Raw genomic sequence first — 20,423 nt, forward strand, 5'->3', positions numbered from 1 at the left:
GAAAGATGTATATTTTTGTTTCTCTTGGAAAAGATAGTAAAATCAGCAGATTATGAAACAGAATGATGGTTTTCTTATAGAAGCCATTTTTCTTTTTTGAGCAGGTAGAAAGACTCAACGTATTTATCTTTAAGAGAAAGAGACTACGCTAATAGCAGTAGTTGTATTTATTTGTGATTTTGCACAAATTTTTTTGTGCATTTATAATACTCATGATTTGAGGGGTGAAGCAGTTGACAGGTCAACTAGTTCAATACGGACGCCACCGCCAACGAAGAAGTTATGCCCGTATTAGTGAAGTATTAGAGTTACCAAATCTTATCGAAATTCAAACCTCTTCTTATCAGTGGTTTCTTGATGAGGGTTTGCGAGAAATGTTCCAAGACATTTCTCCGATTGAAGACTTTACGGGAAATCTATCGCTTGAATTTATCGACTACAGCTTAGGTGAACCTAAATACTCTGTAGACGAATGCAAAGAGCGTGATGTGACGTATGCAGCACCACTTCGTGTAAAAGTGCGTCTAATCAACAAGGAAACTGGTGAAGTAAAAGAACAAGATGTGTTCATGGGAGATTTCCCACTCATGACAGAGACTGGAACATTCGTAATTAACGGTGCAGAACGTGTTATCGTTTCCCAGTTAGTTCGCTCTCCAAGCGTATACTATAGTGGCAAAGTGGATAAAAACGGAAAACGTGGTTTTACTGCTACTGTAATTCCAAACCGCGGAGCTTGGTTAGAGTATGAGACAGATGCTAAGGATGTTGTATATGTGCGTATTGACCGTACGCGTAAACTTCCTGTAACTGTTTTGTTACGCGCATTAGGGTTTGGCTCTGATCAAGAAATCACCGAGCTTTTAGGTGATAACGAATACTTAAGCAACACATTAGAAAAAGACAACACAGATAGCACAGAAAAAGCATTGCTTGAAATTTATGAGCGTCTACGTCCTGGTGAACCACCAACAGTAGAAAATGCTAAGAGCTTACTTGTGTCTCGTTTCTTCGATCCAAAGCGCTACGATTTAGCAAATGTAGGTCGCTATAAGATCAACAAGAAGTTACACATTAAAAACAGATTGTTTAATCAACGTTTAGCTGAAACATTAGTGGATCCAGAAACTGGTGAAATTTTAGCGGCAGAAGGAACAATCTTAGATCGTCGTACACTTGATCGCATTTTACCTTACTTAGAGAAAAACATTGGATTCAAAACAGCGAAACCAATGGGTGGAGTGGTAGAAGGCGATGTTGAGCTGCAATCTATTAAGATTTATGCTCCTGAGTCGGAAGGCGAACGCGTAATTAATGTAATTGGTAATGCAAACATTACTCGTGATGTGAAACACATCACACCAGGTGATATCCTTGCTTCTATCAGTTACTTCTTCAACCTACTATACAAAGTAGGGGATACAGATGATATTGACCATTTAGGAAACCGTCGTCTGCGTTCTGTTGGAGAACTATTACAAAATCAATTCCGTATCGGTCTTTCTCGTATGGAACGTGTTGTTCGTGAGAGAATGTCGATCCAAGATACAAATGCAATTACACCACAGGCACTAATTAATATTCGTCCTGTTATTGCATCTATTAAAGAGTTCTTCGGAAGTTCTCAGTTATCTCAGTTTATGGACCAAACAAACCCATTAGCAGAGTTAACTCACAAACGAAGACTATCTGCATTAGGACCTGGTGGTTTAACACGTGAGCGCGCAGGCTTTGAAGTGCGTGACGTTCATTACTCTCACTACGGTCGTATGTGTCCGATTGAAACACCAGAGGGACCAAACATCGGTTTGATTAACTCGTTATCTTCGTTCGCGAAAGTAAATGAGTTTGGTTTCATTGAAACACCATACCGTCGTGTTGACCCAGAAACTGGTCTTGTAACAGGGCATGTTGATTACTTAACAGCAGATGAAGAAGATAACTATGTTGTAGCCCAAGCGAATATGAAATTATCTGACGAAGGTGAATTCCTAAGTGAAGATATCGTAGCTCGTTTCCGTGGTGAAAACATTGTCACAAATAGAGAACGCATCGACTACATGGATGTATCTCCAAAACAAGTAGTGTCGGCAGCGACAGCTTGTATTCCGTTCTTAGAAAACGATGACTCTAACCGCGCACTTATGGGAGCGAACATGCAACGTCAGGCGGTTCCGTTAATGAATCCGGAATCTCCGATTGTAGGTACAGGTATGGAGTACGTATCAGCAAAAGACTCAGGTGCTGCAGTAATCTGTAAACATCCTGGTGTTGTTGAGCGCGTAGAAGCACGTGAAGTTTGGGTACGTCGCTATGTAGAAGTTGACGGTCAAACAGTAAAAGGCGACTTAGATCGCTATAAAATGCAAAAATTCATTCGTTCTAACCAAGGAACTTGTTACAACCAACGTCCAATCGTAAGTGTTGGAAATGAAGTTGTAAAAGGTGAAATCCTTGCGGATGGTCCTTCTATGGAATTAGGTGAACTAGCACTTGGACGTAACGTGCTTGTTGGCTTCATGACTTGGGACGGTTATAACTACGAGGATGCGATCATCATGAGTGAGCGCCTTGTAAAAGATGATGTGTACACTTCTATTCATATTGAAGAATATGAATCAGAAGCTCGTGATACGAAGCTTGGACCAGAAGAAATTACACGTGACATTCCAAACGTTGGGGAAGACGCATTACGTAACCTTGACGAGCGCGGTATCATTCGCGTTGGTGCTGAAGTAAAAGATGGAGATTTACTTGTTGGTAAAGTAACACCTAAAGGTGTAACAGAATTAACAGCTGAAGAACGTCTATTACATGCTATCTTTGGAGAAAAAGCGCGTGAAGTACGTGATACATCACTACGTGTACCACACGGTGGTGGCGGTATTATCTTAGACGTAAAAGTATTCAACCGTGAAGATGGCGATGAATTGCCACCAGGCGTGAATCAACTTGTACGTGCATATATCGTTCAAAAACGTAAAATTTCTGAAGGTGACAAGATGGCCGGACGTCACGGTAACAAAGGTGTTATTTCTCGTATTTTACCAGAAGAAGATATGCCTTACTTACCAGACGGTACGCCAATCGATATCATGTTAAACCCATTAGGGGTACCATCTCGTATGAATATCGGTCAGGTATTAGAGCTTCATCTTGGTATGGCAGCAAGATACCTTGGCATTCACATTGCAACACCAGTATTCGATGGTGCTCGTGAGGAAGATGTTTGGGGCACAATTGAAGAAGCTGGTATGGCAAATGACGCGAAAACAATCCTGTATGACGGACGTACTGGTGAACCATTCGATAACCGCGTATCTGTTGGTGTCATGTATATGATCAAACTTGCGCACATGGTTGACGATAAACTTCATGCTCGTTCTACTGGACCATACTCACTTGTAACGCAGCAACCTCTTGGAGGTAAAGCTCAGTTCGGTGGACAGCGTTTCGGTGAGATGGAGGTTTGGGCACTTGAAGCTTACGGTGCTGCTTATACTCTTCAAGAAATCTTAACAGTGAAGTCTGATGATGTTGTTGGACGTGTTAAGACTTATGAAGCAATTGTTAAAGGCGAAAATGTTCCAGAACCAGGCGTTCCTGAATCATTCAAAGTATTGATTAAAGAGCTGCAAAGTTTAGGTATGGACGTTAAAATGATGTCTAGCGACGATACAGAAATTGAAATGCGTGATACAGAAGATGACGATGATCATCAATCAGCAGATAAATTGAATGTCGAAGTTGAGACAACTAAGGAATAATTGGGATAACCTGTAGACTAAAAGGGAGGTAGGCCCCTTGATAGATGTAAATAACTTTGAATATATGAAGATTGGACTTGCTTCACCTGACAAGATTCGTTCTTGGTCATACGGTGAAGTTAAGAAACCAGAAACTATTAACTATCGTACGTTAAAGCCTGAAAAAGATGGCTTGTTCTGTGAGCGTATTTTCGGACCACAAAAGGACTGGGAATGTCATTGCGGAAAATACAAACGTGTACGTTATAAAGGTGTAGTTTGTGATCGATGTGGCGTTGAAGTAACGCGTGCAAAAGTACGTCGTGAACGCATGGGTCATATCGAATTAGCTGCTCCTGTATCTCATATTTGGTATTTCAAAGGTATCCCGAGCCGCATGGGACTTGTCTTAGACATGTCCCCTCGCGCGCTTGAAGAAGTAATTTATTTCGCTTCTTATGTTGTAACAGAAAGTGGAGATACACCACTTGATAAGAAGCAATTACTTTCTGAAAAAGAATACCGTGCATATCGTGATCGATATGGTAGCACATTCCAAGCTGCTATGGGTGCAGAAGCGATTAAAAAGCTACTACAAGACATCGATTTAGATAAAGAAGTAGACTTCTTAAAAGAAGAATTAAAAACAGCACAAGGACAACGCCGTACTCGTGCTATTAAACGTCTAGAAGTATTAGAAGCATTCCGTAACTCTGGAAATGAACCATCTTGGATGATCTTAGATGTTCTACCAGTAATCCCACCAGAACTACGCCCAATGGTACAGTTAGATGGTGGACGTTTTGCTACTTCTGACTTAAACGACTTATACCGTCGTGTAATTAACCGTAACAATCGTTTAAAACGTCTATTGGACTTAGGTGCACCAAGCATCATCGTTCAAAACGAAAAACGTATGTTACAAGAAGCTGTAGACGCATTAATCGATAATGGTCGTCGTGGCCGTCCAGTTACTGGACCAGGTAACCGTCCATTAAAATCACTATCTCACATGCTTAAAGGTAAACAAGGACGTTTCCGTCAAAACTTATTAGGTAAACGTGTTGACTACTCTGGTCGTTCTGTAATTGTTGTAGGACCGAACTTAAAGATGTATCAATGTGGATTACCAAAAGAAATGGCGCTTGAACTGTTCAAACCTTTCGTAATGAAAGAGTTAGTTGAAAAAGGATTAGCACATAACATTAAGAGTGCGAAACGTAAAATCGAGCGTGTACAACCTGAAGTTTGGGACGTTTTAGAGTCTGTGATTAAAGAACATCCAGTACTTCTAAACCGCGCACCAACACTTCACCGTCTTGGTATCCAGGCGTTTGAACCTACATTAGTAGAAGGTCGCGCAATCCGTCTTCACCCACTTGTATGTACTGCATACAACGCGGACTTTGACGGTGACCAAATGGCCGTTCACGTACCTTTATCATCAGAAGCTCAAGCTGAAGCTCGTCTTCTTATGTTAGCGGCACAAAACATCTTGAACCCGAAAGACGGTAAACCAGTTGTTACTCCATCTCAGGATATGGTATTAGGTAACTATTACTTAACACTTGAGCGTGAAGGTGCAATCGGTGAAGGTATGGTCTTCAAAGATGCAAACGAAGCATTACTTGCATATCAAAATGGATATGTTCATCTTCATACACGTGTTGCGGTAGCTGCAAGTGCAGTAAACAACGCAACATTTACTGAAGAGCAAAAGAGTATGCTTCTATTAACAACAGTTGGTAAATTAATATTTAACGAAATCTTACCAGAGTCGTTCCCTTATATTAATGAACCAACAAATTCAAACCTTGAAAAAGAAACACCAGCGAAATACTTCGTTGAAAAAGGTGCGAACATTAAAGAAATTATTGCTAGTCGCGAAGAAGTGGCGCCATTTAGCAAGAAAATCCTTGGTAACATCATTGCGGAAGTGTTCAAACGTTTCCAAATTACAGAAACGTCTCGCATGCTTGATCGTATGAAAAACTTAGGATTCAAGTACTCTACAAAAGCTGGTATTACAGTTGGGGTATCTGACATTCTTGTATTAGGCGAAAAAGATGAAATTCTCCACGAAGCACAAGCAAAAGTAGATAATGTAATTAAACAATTCCGTCGCGGTTTAATCACGGAAGAAGAACGTTACGATCGTGTTATCTCTATTTGGAGTAATGCAAAAGATGTTATCCAAGGAAAACTGATGAAATCCTTGAATAAACGCAACCCAATCTTCATGATGAGTGACTCAGGTGCCCGTGGTAACGCATCTAACTTTACTCAGCTTGCTGGTATGCGTGGTCTTATGGCCAATCCATCTGGTCGTATCATCGAACTTCCAATCAAATCGAGTTTCCGTGAAGGTTTAACAGTACTTGAGTACTTCATCTCTACGCATGGTGCGCGTAAAGGTCTTGCCGATACAGCACTTAAAACTGCCGATTCTGGTTACTTAACACGTCGTCTTGTTGACGTTGCACAAGATGTAATCGTTCGTGAAGATGATTGTGGAACAGATCGCGGTTTATTAATTGGTGCGATTAAAGAGGGTAATGAAGTTATCGAGTCATTATATGATCGTCTTGTTGGACGTTTTGCAAGAAAAACTGTAAAACATCCTGAAACAGGTGAAGTATTAGTTGCTGAAAATCAATTAATTACTGAAGATATCGCTCATATCGTTGAAAATTCGGGTGTTGAAACTGTAAACATTCGTTCAGCGTTTACGTGTAACACTCGCCACGGTGTATGTAAGAAGTGTTACGGTCGTAACTTAGCAACTGGAACAGACGTAGAAGTAGGAGAAGCGGTAGGTATTATCGCAGCTCAATCTATCGGTGAGCCAGGTACACAGTTAACGATGCGTACATTCCATACAGGTGGGGTTGCCGGAGATGATATCACTCAAGGTTTACCTCGTATCCAAGAGATCTTCGAAGCTCGTAATCCGAAAGGTCAGGCAGTTATCAGTGAAATCGACGGTGTTATCGCAGCGATCAACGACGTTAAAGATCGCCAAGAAGTAGTTGTACAGGGTGAAGTTGAAGCTCGTACGTATGCTATCCCTTACGGTGCTCGTCTGAAAGTAACTCCAGGACAGCCAATTAGCCACGGTAAAGAGTTAACAGAAGGTTCTATTGATCCGAAAGAATTACTAAAAGTAACGGACATTACGGCGGTTCAAGAATACTTATTACGTGAAGTTCAAAAAGTATACCGTATGCAAGGGGTAGAAATTGGTGACAAACACGTAGAAGTAATGGTACGTCAAATGTTACGTAAAGTTCGTGTAAGTGATGCAGGTGAAACAGATGTATTACCAGGAACATTACTAGATATCCATCAGTTTACTGATGCGAATGCTAAGGTCTTACTGCAAGGTAAGCAACCAGCAACAGCTAGACCTGTTCTGCTTGGTATTACAAAAGCTTCACTTGAAACAGATTCATTCTTATCTGCAGCATCGTTCCAAGAAACAACTCGTGTCTTAACTGATGCAGCAATTAAGGGTAAACGCGATGAACTTCTAGGATTAAAAGAAAATGTTATTATCGGTAAACTTGTTCCTGCTGGAACAGGTATGAATCGTTATCGCAAAGTGGATCTTGTAAAAACAACACAAGATGACATGAATGTAGAAAACGATGAGGTTTATGTGGAACAGTAAAATTTTCCGTCATAAATTTTGTATAAAAACAATTAATCTTAGTTGACATTGTATGAGTCAAAATGTTACTATAATCAAGGTTGCTCCTGAACGATGCTTTGGAGGATATTTATATGTCTTATCAAAAAGTATCAACTGCTGAAAATGTAGTTGTTGGTCATAAACGCACATTGGAAGCAATTAAAAATGGTACAGTTAAAGAAGTTGTCATCGCAGAGGATGCTGACATGCGGTTAACCCATGCTATCATTCGTATTGCAATGCAATATAACGTGCCCATAACAAAAGTTGAATCAGTTCGTAAGCTTGGTAAAGCTTCGGGGATTCAAGTGGGAGCTTCAGCAATAGGAATAATAAGTTAAAACTGTTTTTGTGAGGAGAGAGCATTTGCTCTTCCTTGCAAAAACTTTGTTTTCAACTAATAATGAACCACCTGGATATGTGGTCATACAAACATGCGAAGGGAGGATAATCAAATGCCTACTATTAACCAATTAGTGAGAAATGGTCGTACTGATAAAGTATGGAAATCTAAATCACCTGCGTTAAACAAAGGTTTTAACTCTTTAAAGAAAAAATCAACTGATATCTCTGCACCTCAAAAACGTGGTGTATGTACTCGTGTTGGTACAATGACTCCAAAGAAACCTAACTCAGCGTTACGTAAATACGCTCGTGTACGTTTAACAAACGGTATCGAGGTTACAGCTTACATCCCAGGTATCGGTCATAACCTACAAGAGCATAGCGTAGTATTAATTCGCGGTGGTCGTGTAAAGGATTTACCGGGGGTACGTTACCACATCGTTCGTGGTGCGCTTGACACAGCTGGTGTTGACAAACGTATGCAAGGACGTTCTAAATATGGTACTAAGAGACCAAAACCTGCTAAAAAATAATAACTTTAAAATGAAAGGAGGAACTCAATATGCCTCGTAAAGGACCTGTTGCTAAACGTGACGTGTTACCAGATCCAATGTACAATTCGAAGCTAGTAACACGCCTTATCAACAAAATGATGGTTGACGGTAAAAAAGGTAAATCTCAAACAATTCTTTATAATGCGTTCGATATCGTAAACGAACGTACTGGTAAAGAGCCAATGGAAGTATTCGAGCAAGCTCTTAAGAACATCATGCCTGTTCTTGAAGTACGTGCTCGTCGTGTTGGTGGTGCTAACTACCAAGTTCCAGTTGAGGTTCGTCCAGAACGCCGTACAACTTTAGGTCTTCGTTGGTTAGTAAACTACGCTCGTCTTCGTGGTGAAAAAACTATGGAAGAGCGTCTTGCTAACGAAATCTTAGATGCAGCTAACAACGCTGGTGCATCTGTTAAGAAACGTGAAGACACTCATAAAATGGCAGAAGCTAACAAAGCATTTGCTCATTACCGTTGGTAGGATTCAACGTAAAATAAATGTAAGCATAAACCGCTTTATTTGTCGCTTATGGAAGTGTGGAGAGGGAGAATGCCTCTCCCTTTCATCGGGCGCTCGTTTTACATAATGAGAGTACTGGACATACTGACATGTGTAACAATATAAAGTGGCTTTTTTGCTACTTAAAATAAAAAAATCCAATCCATATATGGAAGGAGCAAGACACCAAATGGCAAGAGAGTTCTCTTTAGAAAACACTCGTAATATTGGTATCATGGCTCACATCGATGCTGGTAAAACAACAGCAACTGAGCGTATTCTGTACTACACAGGACGTATTCATAAAATCGGTGAAACTCACGAAGGTGCATCTCAGATGGACTGGATGGAGCAAGAGCAAGAGCGTGGTATCACAATTACTTCTGCTGCAACTACAGCACAATGGAAAGGTCATCGTGTAAACATCATTGATACTCCAGGACACGTAGATTTCACAGTAGAAGTAGAACGTTCTTTACGCGTACTTGATGGTGCTGTAGCAGTACTTGATGCGCAATCTGGTGTAGAACCACAAACAGAAACTGTTTGGCGTCAGGCTACTACTTACGGCGTACCTCGTATCGTATTCGTTAACAAAATGGATAAGATCGGTGCAGATTTCTTATACTCTGTAGGAACAATCCACGATCGTTTACAAGCAAACGCACATCCAATTCAGTTACCAATCGGTGCTGAAGATGAGTTCAATGGTATCATTGACCTTGTTGAAGAGTGTGCTTACATGTACGGTAACGATTTAGGAACAGACATTCAACGTGTTGAAATTCCTGAAGAGCACAAAGAATTAGCTGAAGAATACCGTGGAAAACTTATTGAAGCGGTAGCTGAGCTTGATGAAGAAATGATGATGAAGTACCTAGAAGGTGAAGAAATCACTGTAGAAGAGCTTAAAGCTGGTATCCGTAAGGCTACAACTTCTGTAGAATTCTTCCCAGTAATCTGTGGTTCTGCATTCAAAAACAAAGGTGTTCAAATTCTGTTAGACGCAGTTATCGACTACCTTCCATCTCCACTAGATGTACCTGCTATTAAAGGTACTCTACCGGATACAGATGAAGAAGTAGAACGTAAGTCTAGCGATGAAGAACCATTCGCAGCTTTAGCATTCAAAATCATGACTGACCCTTATGTTGGTAAGTTAACGTTCTTCCGTGTGTACTCTGGTGTGTTAAACTCTGGATCATACGTGAAAAACTCAACTAAAGGTAAGCGTGAGCGTGTAGGTCGTATCCTACAAATGCACGCTAACAGCCGTGAAGAGATTTCAACAGTTTACGCTGGTGATATCGCTGCTGCTGTAGGTTTAAAAGATACTACTACTGGTGATACTCTTTGTGACGAGAAGAGCCTTGTTATCCTTGAGTCTATGGAATTCCCAGAGCCAGTTATCTCTGTAGCTATCGAACCAAAATCTAAAGCTGACCAAGATAAAATGGGTACAGCATTATCTAAGCTTTCTGAAGAAGATCCAACATTCCGTGCTCACACTGACCAAGAAACTGGCCAAACTATCATCGCTGGTATGGGTGAACTTCACCTTGATATCATCGTTGACCGTATGCGTCGTGAATTCAAAGTGGAAGCAAACGTTGGTGCTCCTCAGGTAGCATACCGTGAGACTTTCCGCGCTGCTGCGAAAGTTGAAGGTAAGTTCGCTCGTCAATCTGGTGGTCGTGGACAATTCGGTCACGTTTGGATTGAGTTTGAACCTAACGAAGAAGGTAAAGGATTCGAATTCGAAAACAAGATCGTCGGTGGTGTAGTTCCTCGTGAATACATCCCAGCTGTTGGAGCAGGTCTTGAAGATGCACTTAAAAATGGTGTACTAGCTGGTTATCCACTAGTTGACATTAAAGCTGCATTAGTTGACGGATCTTACCATGATGTCGATTCATCTGAGATGGCGTTCAAAATCGCTGCATCTATGGCACTTAAAGCTGCGGTTTCTAAATGTAGCCCAGTAATTCTTGAGCCAATGATGAAAGTTGAAGTTGTAATTCCTGAAGAGTACATGGGTGACATTATGGGTGACGTAACATCTCGTCGTGGACGTGTAGAAGGTATGGAAGCTCGCGGTAACGCACAAGTTGTTCGCGCTATGGTTCCACTTTCTGAAATGTTCGGTTATGCAACGTCATTACGTTCTAACACTCAAGGACGCGGAACATTCTCTATGGTGTTTGACCACTATGAAGAAGTACCAAAGTCTGTTTCTGAAGAAATTATCAAAAAAAATAAAGGTGAATAATTGATTTTTATCGATTGTTCAAGTATAACTACTTATGTAAGCTTAGAAAGTGGGACGTAAGTTTCACTTTCTAGTCTAAATATAAAATAACCTATATAAACTAAGGAGGAATTTAGAATGGCTAAAGCTAAATTCGAACGTTCTAAACCCCATGTTAACATCGGTACAATCGGCCACGTTGACCATGGTAAAACTACATTAACTGCTGCGATCACTACAGTTCTTGCAAAAGCTGGTGGTGCTGAAGCACGCGGATACGATCAAATCGATGCTGCTCCAGAAGAAAGAGAGCGCGGTATCACAATCTCAACTGCACACGTTGAGTACGAAACTGAAACTCGTCACTATGCACACGTTGACTGCCCAGGTCACGCTGACTATGTTAAAAACATGATCACTGGTGCTGCTCAAATGGACGGCGGTATCTTAGTAGTATCTGCTGCTGACGGCCCAATGCCTCAAACACGTGAGCACATCCTTCTTTCTCGTCAAGTAGGTGTTCCTTACATCGTTGTATTCTTAAACAAATGCGACATGGTAGATGACGAAGAATTATTAGAATTAGTAGAAATGGAAGTTCGCGACCTATTATCTGAATACGGATTCCCAGGCGACGACATTCCTGTAATCAAAGGTTCTGCTCTTAAAGCTCTTCAAGGAGAAGCTGATTGGGAAGCAAAAATCATTGAATTAATGGCTGAAGTTGATGCTTACATCCCAACTCCAGAACGTGAAACTGACAAACCATTCTTAATGCCTGTAGAGGACGTATTCTCTATCACAGGTCGTGGTACAGTTGCTACTGGTCGTGTTGAGCGCGGTATCGTTAAAGTTGGTGACGTAGTAGAAATCATCGGTCTTGCTGAAGAAAATGCTTCTACAACTGTAACTGGTGTAGAGATGTTCCGTAAACTTCTTGACCAAGCTCAAGCTGGAGACAACATCGGTGCTTTACTTCGTGGGGTTGCTCGTGAAGACATCCAACGTGGACAAGTACTTGCAAAAAGCGGTTCTGTAAAAGCTCACGCTAAATTCAAAGCTGAAGTTTTCGTATTATCTAAAGAAGAAGGTGGACGTCACACTCCATTCTTCGCTAACTACCGTCCTCAGTTCTACTTCCGTACAACTGACGTAACTGGTATCATCCAATTACCAGAAGGTACTGAAATGGTAATGCCTGGTGACAACATCGAAATGACTATCGAACTTATCGCTCCAATCGCTATCGAAGAGGGAACTAAATTCTCTATTCGTGAAGGTGGACGTACAGTAGGTTACGGTGTAGTTGCTACTATCGTTGAGTAATCTTAACTGATATAAAAAAACCTAAGGGATTTTCCCTTAGGTTTTTTGTTTGCGTTTATATAAGGGAGAAGAGAGTGTTTTTTTGTTTTGACGAGTTTCTTCTATAGTATATAAAAACAACAAAAGATAATCCAGAAACTGTAAAATGAATTCTGTTAGATGAAAACTTGAAATTCTTTAAAGTGCCATGTATAATAGCAAAAGTAGAGAAAAGCGGATGCAAACAAAAAGATGCTTGCATCTAGACGAATAACATTGTATAATAGACAATGTTGGTCTTTGACTGCGATGAAGTGGAAGGTTGCTGACACACCCGGCCGCTTTGCCATGGCATGGTGTGGGGAAATTTCCATGGAGAAGGTCTATTTTAGAAATAGGCGAACGAAGGAGGGAAAATAATGGCAAAAGAAAAAATTCGTATCCGTTTAAAAGCTTACGATCACCGTATTCTTGATCAGTCAGCTGAGAAAATTGTAGAAACAGCTAAGCGTTCTGGGGCAACAGTTTCTGGTCCGATCCCATTACCAACTGAAAAAACTGTTTACACAATTCTTCGTGCTGTTCATAAGTACAAAGATTCTCGTGAGCAATTCGAAATGCGCACGCACAAACGTCTAATCGACATCGTGAGTCCTACTCCACAAACAGTAGATTCATTAATGCGTTTAGACTTACCATCTGGTGTAGATATCGAAATCAAACTATAATTTATATAACTTAAAAATGTAGGAGGTGTAACTCATGACCAAAGGAATCTTAGGAAGAAAGATCGGTATGACTCAAGTATTTGCTGAGAACGGTGAGTTAATCCCAGTAACAGTTATCGCTGCTAATCCAAACGTTGTTCTTCAAAAGAAAACAACTGAAACTGATGGCTACAATGCAATCCAGTTAGGATTTGAAGATAAACGTGAAAAGTTAACTAACAAACCTGAACAAGGCCACACTGCTAAAGCATCTACAACTCCTAAGCGCTTCATTCGCGAAATCCGCGATGCAGACGTGGACGGATTAGAGGTTGGTCAAGAGGTAAAAGTTGACGTATTCGCTACAGGTGAAATCGTTGATGTAACAGGAATTTCTAAAGGTAAAGGTTTCCAAGGTGTTATCAAACGCCACGGACAATCTCGCGGACCTATGTCTCATGGTTCTCGCTATCACCGTCGTCCAGGTTCAATGGGCCCAGTTGCTCCGAACCGTGTATTCAAAGGCAAAAAACTTGCTGGACGTATGGGTGGAGACCAAGTTACTATCCAAAACTTAGAAATCGTTCAAGTTGACACTGAGCGCAACTTATTACTAGTAAAAGGTAACGTTCCAGGTGCTAAGAAATCTCTTGTAGTTGTTCAAGGCGCTGTGAAGGTTAGCAAATAATTCACAATAGGAAGGAGGAATTCCAATGCCAAAAGTTACTGTATATAACCAAACTGGTTCACAGGTTGGTGAAATCGAATTAGCTGAAGCTATTTTCGGTATCGAACCAAATGAAGCTGTACTTTTCGAAGCTGTAATGATGCAACGTGCATCTTTACGTCAAGGTACACACAAAGTAAAAACTCGCTCTGAAGTTCGCGGTGGTGGTCGTAAACCATGGCGTCAAAAAGGAACTGGACGTGCTCGTCAAGGGTCTATCCGCTCTCCTCAATGGCGTGGTGGTGGTACGGTATTCGGACCTACACCAAGAAGCTATGCGTACAAACTTCCTAAGAAAGTTCGTCGTTTAGCAATCAAATCTGCATTAGCTACTAAAGTAGTTGAGAACAACATTGTAGTTCTTGAAGACCTAGTGTTAAATGCACCAAAAACAAAAGATATGCTAGCAGTACTTAAAGGATTAACTGTTGAGAAGAAAGCTCTTATCGTAACTGCTGATGCAAACGAATCTGTAGAGTTATCTGCTCGCAATATCCCTGGAGTAACAGTAATCACTGCTGATGGCGTAAACGTTTTAGACGTGCTTCATCATGATAAGCTAATCATGACAAAAGCGGCAGTGGAAAAAGTAGAGGAGGTGCTTGCATAATGAGAGATCCTCGTGATATCATTAAGCGCCCAGTTATCACTGAACGTTCTATGGAAATGATGGCTGAAAAAAAATACACGTTCGATGTGGACGTTAAATCTAATAAAACAGAAGTTAAAGATGCTCTTGAAGCGATCTTTGGTGTTAAAGTAGAAAAAGTGAACATCATGAACTACAAGCCGAAAGCAAAACGCGTTGGTCGTCACGCTGGTTTTACTAGCCGTCGTCGTAAAGCAATCGTTAAGCTAACTGCTGACAGCAAAGAAATCGAAATCTTCCAAGGCGTTTAATTCTTACTAAAGAAGGAGGGAAATTGAGATGGGAATCAAAAAGTATAATCCAACTACTAACGGTCGTCGTAATATGACTACGAATGATTTCGCTGAAATCACGACTGATAGACCCGAAAAGTCATTACTTGCTCCTTTAAGCAAGAAGGCTGGTCGTAATAACCAAGGTAAAATCACTGTACGTCATCAAGGTGGCGGACATAAGCGTCAATACCGTATCATCGACTTTAAGCGTAACAAAGATGGAATTCCAGGACGCGTTGCTACGATCGAATACGATCCAAACCGCTCTGCGAATATCGCATTAATTAACTACGTTGACGGTGAAAAACGTTACATTCTTGCTCCTAAATCTTTAGAAGTAGGTATGGAAGTTATGTCTGGCCCAGAAGCTGACATTAAAATCGGTAACGCATTACCATTAATCAACATTCCAGTAGGTACTGTTGTTCATAACATCGAGCTTAAGCCTGGTCGTGGCGGACAATTAGTTCGTTCTGCTGGTACATCTGCTCAAGTACTTGGTAAAGAAGGTAAATACGTACTTGTACGTTTAACTTCTGGTGAAGTACGTCTTGTATTATCTGCTTGTCGCGCTTCAATCGGTCAAGTAGGTAACGAACAACACGAACTTATCAAAATCGGTAAAGCAGGTCGCTCTCGCTGGTTAGGTAAACGCCCAACAGTTCGTGGTTCTGTAATGAACCCGGTTGATCACCCACACGGTGGTGGTGAAGGACGTTCTCCAATCGGACGTAAGTCTCCAATGTCTCCATGGGGTAAACCAACTCTTGGATTCAAGACTCGTAAGAAAAACAAAGCGTCTGACAAATTCATCGTTCGTCGTCGTAAAAAATAATGGGATTGTAGTACGGTTCATTTCTAGAACCGTACGCCAATCACGAAGGGAGGCACCAAAATGGCTCGTAGCTTAAAAAAAGGACCATTTGTCGATGATCACTTAATGAGCAAAATGGAAAAATTAGTTGCATCTGAGCAAAAACAAGTTGTTAAAACTTGGTCTCGCCGTTCAACAATCTTCCCTCAGTTCATCGGACACACAATCGCTGTATATGATGGTCGTAAACACGTACCTGTGTACATCACTGAGGATATGGTTGGCCATAAGTTAGGTGAATTCGCACCAACTCGTACGTACAAAGGTCACCTTGCTGACGATAAGAAAACTAGAAGATAATGAGAGGAGGCACTTCAATGCAAGCTAAAGCAGTAGCGAGAACAGTTCGTATTGCTCCTCGTAAAGTTCGTTTAGTAGTAGACTTAATCCGAGGTAAGCAAGTGGGTGAAGCGATTGCTATCCTTAACCACACACCAAAAACTGCTTCTCCAGTTGTAGAAAAAGTTTTAAAATCTGCAATCGCAAATGCAGAGCACAATTATGAGATGGACATTAACAACCTAGTTGTTGAAAAAGTTTTCGTTGACGAAGGTCCAACGTTAAAACGTTTCCGTCCACGTGCAATGGGTCGTGCAAGCCAAATTAACAAACGCACAAGCCACATCACAGTTGTGGTATCAGAAAAGAAGGAGGGATAATCGATGGGTCAAAAGGTTAATCCAATTGGTCTTCGTGTCGGCGTTATCCGTGACTGGGAATCTCGTTGGTTCGCTGAGAAAGATTACGCTACATTATTACATGAAGACATCAAAATCCGTGAGTACATTAATGTACGCTTAAAAGATTCTGCTGTTGCTAAAGTAGAAATCGAACGTGCAGCAAATCGTGTAAATGTTACAATTCACACTGCAAAACCTGGTATGGTAATTGGTAAAGGTGGTACTGAAGTTGAAGCACTTCGTAAAGCTCTTAACCAATTAACAGGCAAGCGTGTACACATCAACATTTTAGAAGTTAAGAGAGCTGATCTTAACGCTAAATTAGTAGGCGAAAACATCGCTCGTCAATTAGAAAACCGTGTATCATTCCGTCGTGCACAAAAGCAAGTTATTCAACGTGCTATGCGTGCAGGTGCTAAAGGTATTAAAACACAGGTTTCTGGTCGTCTTGGCGGAGCTGATATCGCTCGTGCAGAATCTTACAGTGAAGGAACTGTTCCACTTCATACACTTCGCGCTGATATTGACTATGCAGCAGTTGAAGCTGATACAACATACGGTAAATTAGGCGTAAAAGTATGGATCTACCGTGGAGAAGTCCTTCCTACAAAAAAGAAAGCTTCTGAGGAAGGAGGAAAATAATATGTTAATGCCAAAACGCGTAAAATATCGTAGAGAGCATCGTGGTAAAATGCGTGGTCGTGCTAAAGGTGGAACTGAAATTGCTTTCGGTGAATTCGGTTTACAAGCACAAGCTGCTTCATGGATTACAAACCGTCAAATCGAAGCTGCTCGTCGTGCAATGACTCGTTACATGAAACGTGGCGGTAAAGTATGGATTAAAATTTTCCCTTCTAAACCTTACACTGCAAAACCTCTAGAAGTACGTATGGGTTCCGGTAAAGGGGCACCAGAAGGCTGGGTAGCAGTAGTAAAACCTGGGAAAATTATGTTCGAAATCGCGGGTGTATCTGAAGAGGTAGCACGCGAAGCATTACGTCTTGCAGCTCACAAGTTACCTGTGAAATGTAAATTCGTAAAACGTGAAGAAAATGGTGGTGAATCTAATGAAAACTAATGATATTCGTGAATTAACCACTGCCGAAATCGAAACAAAAGTTAAAGCTTTAAAGGAAGAGTTGTTTAATCTTCGCTTCCAACTTGCTACAGGACAATTAGAGAATCCAACTCGCATTCGTGAAGTGCGTAAAGCAATTGCTCGTATGAAAACTGTAGTTCGTGAAAGAGAGATCGGAATTAATCGATAAATTGAGGGGAGGTTTGCATAGTGAGCGAACGTAACCAACGCAAAGTTTATACTGGTCGTGTAGTGTCTGACAAAATGGACAAAACGATTACAGTTTTAGTTGAAACTTACAAAACTCATTCCTTGTACGGAAAACGTGTTAAGTATTCTAAGAAGTACAAAGCCCATGATGAGCAAAACCAAGCGAAACTTGGCGATATCGTTAAAATCATGGAAACTCGCCCGCTTTCTGCTACTAAGCGTTTCCGTTTAGTTGAAATCGTTGAAGAAGCGGTTATTATCTAAATAGACGAATCGGAATTTTTAGTCCGAAGGGAGGTTTCATAACATGATCCAACAAGAATCTCGTTTGAAAGTTGCTGACAACTCTGGTGCACGTGAACTTTTAACAATTAAAGTATTAGGCGGCTCTGGTCGTAAATATGCTAACATTGGTGACATTATCGTTGCTACGGTAAAACAAGCAACACCAGGTGGCGTTGTTAAAAAAGGTGACGTTGTTAAAGCAGTAGTGGTACGTACGAAGAGCGGAGCTCGTCGTCCGGACGGTTCTTACATCAAATTTGATGAAAACGCAGCGGTTATCATTAAAGACGATAAGAGCCCACGTGGTACTCGTATCTTCGGACCAGTAGCTCGTGAATTACGTGATAGCAACTTCATGAAGATCGTTTCTTTAGCTCCAGAAGTTCTATAATTTAAGGTATTGCCTTGCTAAGGAGGTGCAGAATTAAGATGCATGTAAAAAAAGGTGATAAAGTACAGGTAATCACTGGTAAAGACAAAGGAAAACAAGGCGTTATCCTTGTGGCTTTCCCAAAGCAAAACCGTGTTATCGTTGAGGGTGTCAATATCGTTAAGAAGCACTCTAAGCCATCTCAATTAAATCCACAAGGTGGAATTATTACTAAAGAAGCACCTATTCACGTTTCTAACGTTATGATTTTAGATCCGAAAACAGGTGAACCTACTCGTGTAGGCTTCAAAGTAGAAGATGGTAAAAAAGTTCGTATTGCAAAAAAATCTGGTGAATTATTAGATAAATAATTTTCTTAAGAAAGGAGGTCACTTCATTGAATCGCCTTAAAGAGAAGTTCCAAAAGGAAATTACTCCTGCTCTAGTGAGCAAGTTTAACTATAAATCTGTAATGCAGGTACCAAAAATCGAAAAGATCGTAATCAACACTGGTGTTGGTGACGCGGTATCTAATTCAAAAGCGTTAGACAACGCAGTAGAAGAATTAACACAAATCACAGGTCAAAAACCTGTTGTAACTCGTGCTAAAAAATCAATCGCTGGTTTCCGTCTTCGTGAAGGTATGCCAATCGGTGCGAAAGTAACTTTACGCGGCGAGCAAATGTATGAGTTCTTCGACAAATTAGTATCAGTTTCTTTACCACGTGTACGTGATTTCCGTGGTGTTTCTAAGAAATCATTCGATGGTCGTGGAAACTATACATTAGGTGTTAAAGAGCAACTTATTTTCCCTGAGATTGATTATGATAAAGTAAGCAAAGTCCGCGGTATGGACATCGTAATCGTTACTACAGCGAAAACTGATGAAGAAGCTCGTGAACTTTTAACACAATTCGGTATGCCATTCCAAAAATAATGGAAGCCAACGCTAAGTAGAGGAGGCGAAAACGTGGCTAAAAAATCTATGATAGCGAAACAAAAGCGTACTCCTAAGTTTAAAGTACAAGAGTATACACGTTGCGAACGCTGCGGTCGTCCGCATTCTGTATACCGCAAATTTAAACTTTGCCGTATTTGTTTCCGTGAACTTGCATATAAAGGTCAAATTCCTGGTGTTAAAAAAGCTAGTTGGTAAAACCCACAAATGGGAAGGAGGTAAAACACATGGTGATGACAGATCCAATTGCAGACATGCTTACTCGCATCCGTAATGCGAACATGGTACGTCATGAGAAATTAGAGGTTCCTGCTTCTAAAATCAAAAAAGAGATCGCTGAACTTTTAAAACGTGAAGGTTTCATTCGTGATGTAGAATACATCGAGGATAACAAACAAGGTATCCTTCGTATTTTCCTGAAATATGGTGCAAACAATGAACGTGTAATCACTGGATTAAAACGTATCAGTAAACCTGGCTTACGCGTTTACGCTAAAGCTGACGAAGTACCACGTGTACTTAACGGATTAGGTATCGCTCTTGTTTCTACATCTAAGGGAGTAATGACAGACAAAGACGCTCGTCAATTACAAACTGGTGGAGAAGTAGTAGCATACGTTTGGTAATATATATTTAAAACGAACGGAGGTGTGACCACATGTCTCGTATTGGTAAAAAGATTCTTGAAATCCCTGCAGGTGTTACTATTACAGTTGCAGAAGACAATACTGTAACAGTAAAAGGCCCTAAAGGTGAATTAACTCGTACTTTCAATGCTGATATGCTTATCAAAATTGAAGAGAATACATTAACAGTTGAGCGTCCATCTGAACAGAAGGAACACCGTGCATTACACGGTACAACTCGTGCTTTAATCGGAAACATGGTTGAAGGTGTAACTGAAGGTTTCGCACGCGGACTTGAATTAGTCGGTGTTGGTTACCGTGCTCAAAAACAAGGTGATAAACTTGTATTAAGCGTAGGTTATTCTCATCCAGTAGAAATGACTCCGGAAGCAGGTCTTGAAGTTGAAGTACCTGCACCAACTAAGATCGTAATTAAAGGTATCGACAAGCAACGTGTTGGCGAATTCGCTGCTAACATCCGTGCTGTACGTGCTCCTGAGCCTTACAAAGGTAAAGGTATTCGTTACGAAGGCGAAGTTGTTCGTCGTAAAGAAGGTAAAACTGCTAAGTAAACCCGTTAGGTGAGAGAAAGGAGTGA

Annotated in this window: 24 protein-coding genes; all 24 read left to right on the forward strand. The window is 40.8% G+C overall.

Annotated features, from left to right (window positions below; all coding sequences use genetic code 11):
- The first annotated feature begins 233 nt into the window (after positions 1-233).
- The 24 genes from rpoB (at position 234) to rplF (ending at position 20,397) form a co-directional block, all read left to right on the forward strand.
- Positions 234-3,767 carry a DNA-directed RNA polymerase subunit beta gene (gene rpoB, locus BAQ53_RS00490; RefSeq protein WP_000147553.1) on the forward strand — a complete coding sequence of 1,178 codons (3,534 nt, stop codon included), beginning with the start codon at positions 234-236 and terminating at the stop codon, positions 3,765-3,767.
- A 37-nt stretch (positions 3,768-3,804) separates the two neighbouring features.
- A complete protein-coding gene (gene rpoC, locus BAQ53_RS00495; protein WP_000567939.1) occupies positions 3,805-7,416 on the forward strand; it encodes a DNA-directed RNA polymerase subunit beta' in 3,612 nt (1,203 codons plus the stop codon).
- A gap of 113 nt (positions 7,417-7,529) precedes the next feature.
- Entirely contained in the window at positions 7,530-7,778 is a 249-nt protein-coding gene (locus BAQ53_RS00500; protein ID WP_000121836.1) for a 50S ribosomal protein L7ae-like protein, read from the forward strand.
- A gap of 114 nt (positions 7,779-7,892) precedes the next feature.
- Complete coding sequence (gene rpsL / locus BAQ53_RS00505) at positions 7,893-8,315, forward strand: 30S ribosomal protein S12 (RefSeq protein WP_001142341.1); 423 nt, start codon at positions 7,893-7,895, stop codon at positions 8,313-8,315.
- Positions 8,316-8,344: 29 nt separating this feature from the next.
- On the forward strand, positions 8,345-8,815 hold the full coding sequence (gene rpsG / locus BAQ53_RS00510; RefSeq protein WP_001137491.1) for a 30S ribosomal protein S7: 471 nt from the start codon (positions 8,345-8,347) through the stop codon (positions 8,813-8,815).
- 208 nt (positions 8,816-9,023) lie between these two features.
- Positions 9,024-11,102 carry an elongation factor G gene (gene fusA, locus BAQ53_RS00515; RefSeq protein ID WP_000090370.1) on the forward strand — a complete coding sequence of 693 codons (2,079 nt, stop codon included), beginning with the start codon at positions 9,024-9,026 and terminating at the stop codon, positions 11,100-11,102.
- Positions 11,103-11,219: 117 nt separating this feature from the next.
- Positions 11,220-12,407 carry an elongation factor Tu gene (gene tuf, locus BAQ53_RS00520; protein WP_001029614.1) on the forward strand — a complete coding sequence of 396 codons (1,188 nt, stop codon included), beginning with the start codon at positions 11,220-11,222 and terminating at the stop codon, positions 12,405-12,407.
- A gap of 398 nt (positions 12,408-12,805) precedes the next feature.
- Positions 12,806-13,114 carry a 30S ribosomal protein S10 gene (gene rpsJ, locus BAQ53_RS00525; RefSeq protein WP_001040596.1) on the forward strand — a complete coding sequence of 103 codons (309 nt, stop codon included), beginning with the start codon at positions 12,806-12,808 and terminating at the stop codon, positions 13,112-13,114.
- Between the two features lie 34 nt (positions 13,115-13,148).
- The gene (gene rplC, locus BAQ53_RS00530; protein WP_000160207.1) at positions 13,149-13,781 is read left to right on the forward strand and encodes a 50S ribosomal protein L3; all 633 of its coding nucleotides are present in this window, start codon (positions 13,149-13,151) and stop codon (positions 13,779-13,781) included.
- 25 nt (positions 13,782-13,806) lie between these two features.
- On the forward strand, positions 13,807-14,430 hold the full coding sequence (rplD, locus tag BAQ53_RS00535; protein WP_001127258.1) for a 50S ribosomal protein L4: 624 nt from the start codon (positions 13,807-13,809) through the stop codon (positions 14,428-14,430).
- Positions 14,430-14,720, forward strand: coding sequence for a 50S ribosomal protein L23 (gene rplW, locus BAQ53_RS00540; protein WP_001205558.1), 291 nt, complete (start codon positions 14,430-14,432; stop codon positions 14,718-14,720). Before rplD ends, rplW begins: the two co-directional genes overlap by 1 nt.
- Before the next feature lie 28 nt (positions 14,721-14,748).
- The gene (gene rplB, locus BAQ53_RS00545) at positions 14,749-15,579 is read left to right on the forward strand and encodes a 50S ribosomal protein L2 (protein WP_000511583.1); all 831 of its coding nucleotides are present in this window, start codon (positions 14,749-14,751) and stop codon (positions 15,577-15,579) included.
- A gap of 60 nt (positions 15,580-15,639) precedes the next feature.
- Entirely contained in the window at positions 15,640-15,918 is a 279-nt protein-coding gene (rpsS, locus tag BAQ53_RS00550; RefSeq protein ID WP_000124454.1) for a 30S ribosomal protein S19, read from the forward strand.
- Positions 15,919-15,935: 17 nt separating this feature from the next.
- The gene (rplV, locus tag BAQ53_RS00555) at positions 15,936-16,277 is read left to right on the forward strand and encodes a 50S ribosomal protein L22 (protein ID WP_001148024.1); all 342 of its coding nucleotides are present in this window, start codon (positions 15,936-15,938) and stop codon (positions 16,275-16,277) included.
- Between the two features lie 3 nt (positions 16,278-16,280).
- Positions 16,281-16,940, forward strand: a complete 660-nt coding sequence (rpsC, locus tag BAQ53_RS00560; RefSeq protein ID WP_000529956.1) for a 30S ribosomal protein S3 — start codon at positions 16,281-16,283, stop codon at positions 16,938-16,940.
- Between the two features lies 1 nt (position 16,941).
- A complete protein-coding gene (rplP, locus tag BAQ53_RS00565; protein WP_000928969.1) occupies positions 16,942-17,376 on the forward strand; it encodes a 50S ribosomal protein L16 in 435 nt (144 codons plus the stop codon).
- Positions 17,366-17,566, forward strand: coding sequence for a 50S ribosomal protein L29 (gene rpmC / locus BAQ53_RS00570; RefSeq protein ID WP_000855718.1), 201 nt, complete (start codon positions 17,366-17,368; stop codon positions 17,564-17,566). The genes rplP and rpmC overlap by 11 nt, the downstream gene beginning before the upstream one ends.
- A gap of 20 nt (positions 17,567-17,586) precedes the next feature.
- Positions 17,587-17,850 carry a 30S ribosomal protein S17 gene (gene rpsQ, locus BAQ53_RS00575; RefSeq protein ID WP_000004106.1) on the forward strand — a complete coding sequence of 88 codons (264 nt, stop codon included), beginning with the start codon at positions 17,587-17,589 and terminating at the stop codon, positions 17,848-17,850.
- A gap of 43 nt (positions 17,851-17,893) precedes the next feature.
- Complete coding sequence (gene rplN / locus BAQ53_RS00580; protein ID WP_000615912.1) at positions 17,894-18,262, forward strand: 50S ribosomal protein L14; 369 nt, start codon at positions 17,894-17,896, stop codon at positions 18,260-18,262.
- 38 nt (positions 18,263-18,300) lie between these two features.
- A complete protein-coding gene (gene rplX / locus BAQ53_RS00585) occupies positions 18,301-18,612 on the forward strand; it encodes a 50S ribosomal protein L24 (RefSeq protein WP_000558200.1) in 312 nt (103 codons plus the stop codon).
- Between the two features lie 26 nt (positions 18,613-18,638).
- The gene (rplE, locus tag BAQ53_RS00590; protein ID WP_001080831.1) at positions 18,639-19,178 is read left to right on the forward strand and encodes a 50S ribosomal protein L5; all 540 of its coding nucleotides are present in this window, start codon (positions 18,639-18,641) and stop codon (positions 19,176-19,178) included.
- Positions 19,179-19,211: 33 nt separating this feature from the next.
- Positions 19,212-19,397 (forward strand): 30S ribosomal protein S14, encoded by a 186-nt coding sequence (rpsN, locus tag BAQ53_RS00595; protein ID WP_001085700.1) that lies wholly within the window; start codon positions 19,212-19,214, stop codon positions 19,395-19,397.
- Positions 19,398-19,426: 29 nt separating this feature from the next.
- On the forward strand, positions 19,427-19,825 hold the full coding sequence (gene rpsH, locus BAQ53_RS00600; RefSeq protein WP_000245511.1) for a 30S ribosomal protein S8: 399 nt from the start codon (positions 19,427-19,429) through the stop codon (positions 19,823-19,825).
- Positions 19,826-19,857: 32 nt separating this feature from the next.
- Complete coding sequence (gene rplF, locus BAQ53_RS00605) at positions 19,858-20,397, forward strand: 50S ribosomal protein L6 (protein ID WP_000086558.1); 540 nt, start codon at positions 19,858-19,860, stop codon at positions 20,395-20,397.
- The last annotated feature ends 26 nt before the right edge of the window (positions 20,398-20,423 follow it).

It is taken from the genome of Bacillus sp. B25(2016b), from assembly GCF_001679765.1.
GTDB lineage: Bacteria > Bacillota > Bacilli > Bacillales > Bacillaceae_G > Bacillus_A > Bacillus_A thuringiensis_K.

Excerpts from the sequence above, each read along its gene's own strand:
- BAQ53_RS00500 (WP_000121836.1), top strand. The coding sequence starts at position 7,530 with ATGTCTTATCAAAAAGTATCAACTGCTGAAAATGTAGTTGTTGGTCAT.
- rpsL (WP_001142341.1), top strand. The coding sequence starts at position 7,893 with ATGCCTACTATTAACCAATTAGTGAGAAATGGTCGTACTGATAAAGTA.
- rpsG (WP_001137491.1), top strand. The coding sequence starts at position 8,345 with ATGCCTCGTAAAGGACCTGTTGCTAAACGTGACGTGTTACCAGATCCA.
- fusA (WP_000090370.1), top strand. The coding sequence starts at position 9,024 with ATGGCAAGAGAGTTCTCTTTAGAAAACACTCGTAATATTGGTATCATG.
- tuf (WP_001029614.1), top strand. The coding sequence starts at position 11,220 with ATGGCTAAAGCTAAATTCGAACGTTCTAAACCCCATGTTAACATCGGT.
- rpsJ (WP_001040596.1), top strand. The coding sequence starts at position 12,806 with ATGGCAAAAGAAAAAATTCGTATCCGTTTAAAAGCTTACGATCACCGT.
- rplC (WP_000160207.1), top strand. The coding sequence starts at position 13,149 with ATGACCAAAGGAATCTTAGGAAGAAAGATCGGTATGACTCAAGTATTT.
- rplD (WP_001127258.1), top strand. The coding sequence starts at position 13,807 with ATGCCAAAAGTTACTGTATATAACCAAACTGGTTCACAGGTTGGTGAA.
- rplW (WP_001205558.1), top strand. The coding sequence starts at position 14,430 with ATGAGAGATCCTCGTGATATCATTAAGCGCCCAGTTATCACTGAACGT.
- rplB (WP_000511583.1), top strand. The coding sequence starts at position 14,749 with ATGGGAATCAAAAAGTATAATCCAACTACTAACGGTCGTCGTAATATG.
- rpsS (WP_000124454.1), top strand. The coding sequence starts at position 15,640 with ATGGCTCGTAGCTTAAAAAAAGGACCATTTGTCGATGATCACTTAATG.
- rplV (WP_001148024.1), top strand. The coding sequence starts at position 15,936 with ATGCAAGCTAAAGCAGTAGCGAGAACAGTTCGTATTGCTCCTCGTAAA.
- rpsC (WP_000529956.1), top strand. The coding sequence starts at position 16,281 with ATGGGTCAAAAGGTTAATCCAATTGGTCTTCGTGTCGGCGTTATCCGT.
- rplP (WP_000928969.1), top strand. The coding sequence starts at position 16,942 with ATGTTAATGCCAAAACGCGTAAAATATCGTAGAGAGCATCGTGGTAAA.
- rpmC (WP_000855718.1), top strand. The coding sequence starts at position 17,366 with ATGAAAACTAATGATATTCGTGAATTAACCACTGCCGAAATCGAAACA.
- rplN (WP_000615912.1), top strand. The coding sequence starts at position 17,894 with ATGATCCAACAAGAATCTCGTTTGAAAGTTGCTGACAACTCTGGTGCA.
- rplX (WP_000558200.1), top strand. The coding sequence starts at position 18,301 with ATGCATGTAAAAAAAGGTGATAAAGTACAGGTAATCACTGGTAAAGAC.
- rpsH (WP_000245511.1), top strand. The coding sequence starts at position 19,427 with ATGGTGATGACAGATCCAATTGCAGACATGCTTACTCGCATCCGTAAT.
- rplF (WP_000086558.1), top strand. The coding sequence starts at position 19,858 with ATGTCTCGTATTGGTAAAAAGATTCTTGAAATCCCTGCAGGTGTTACT.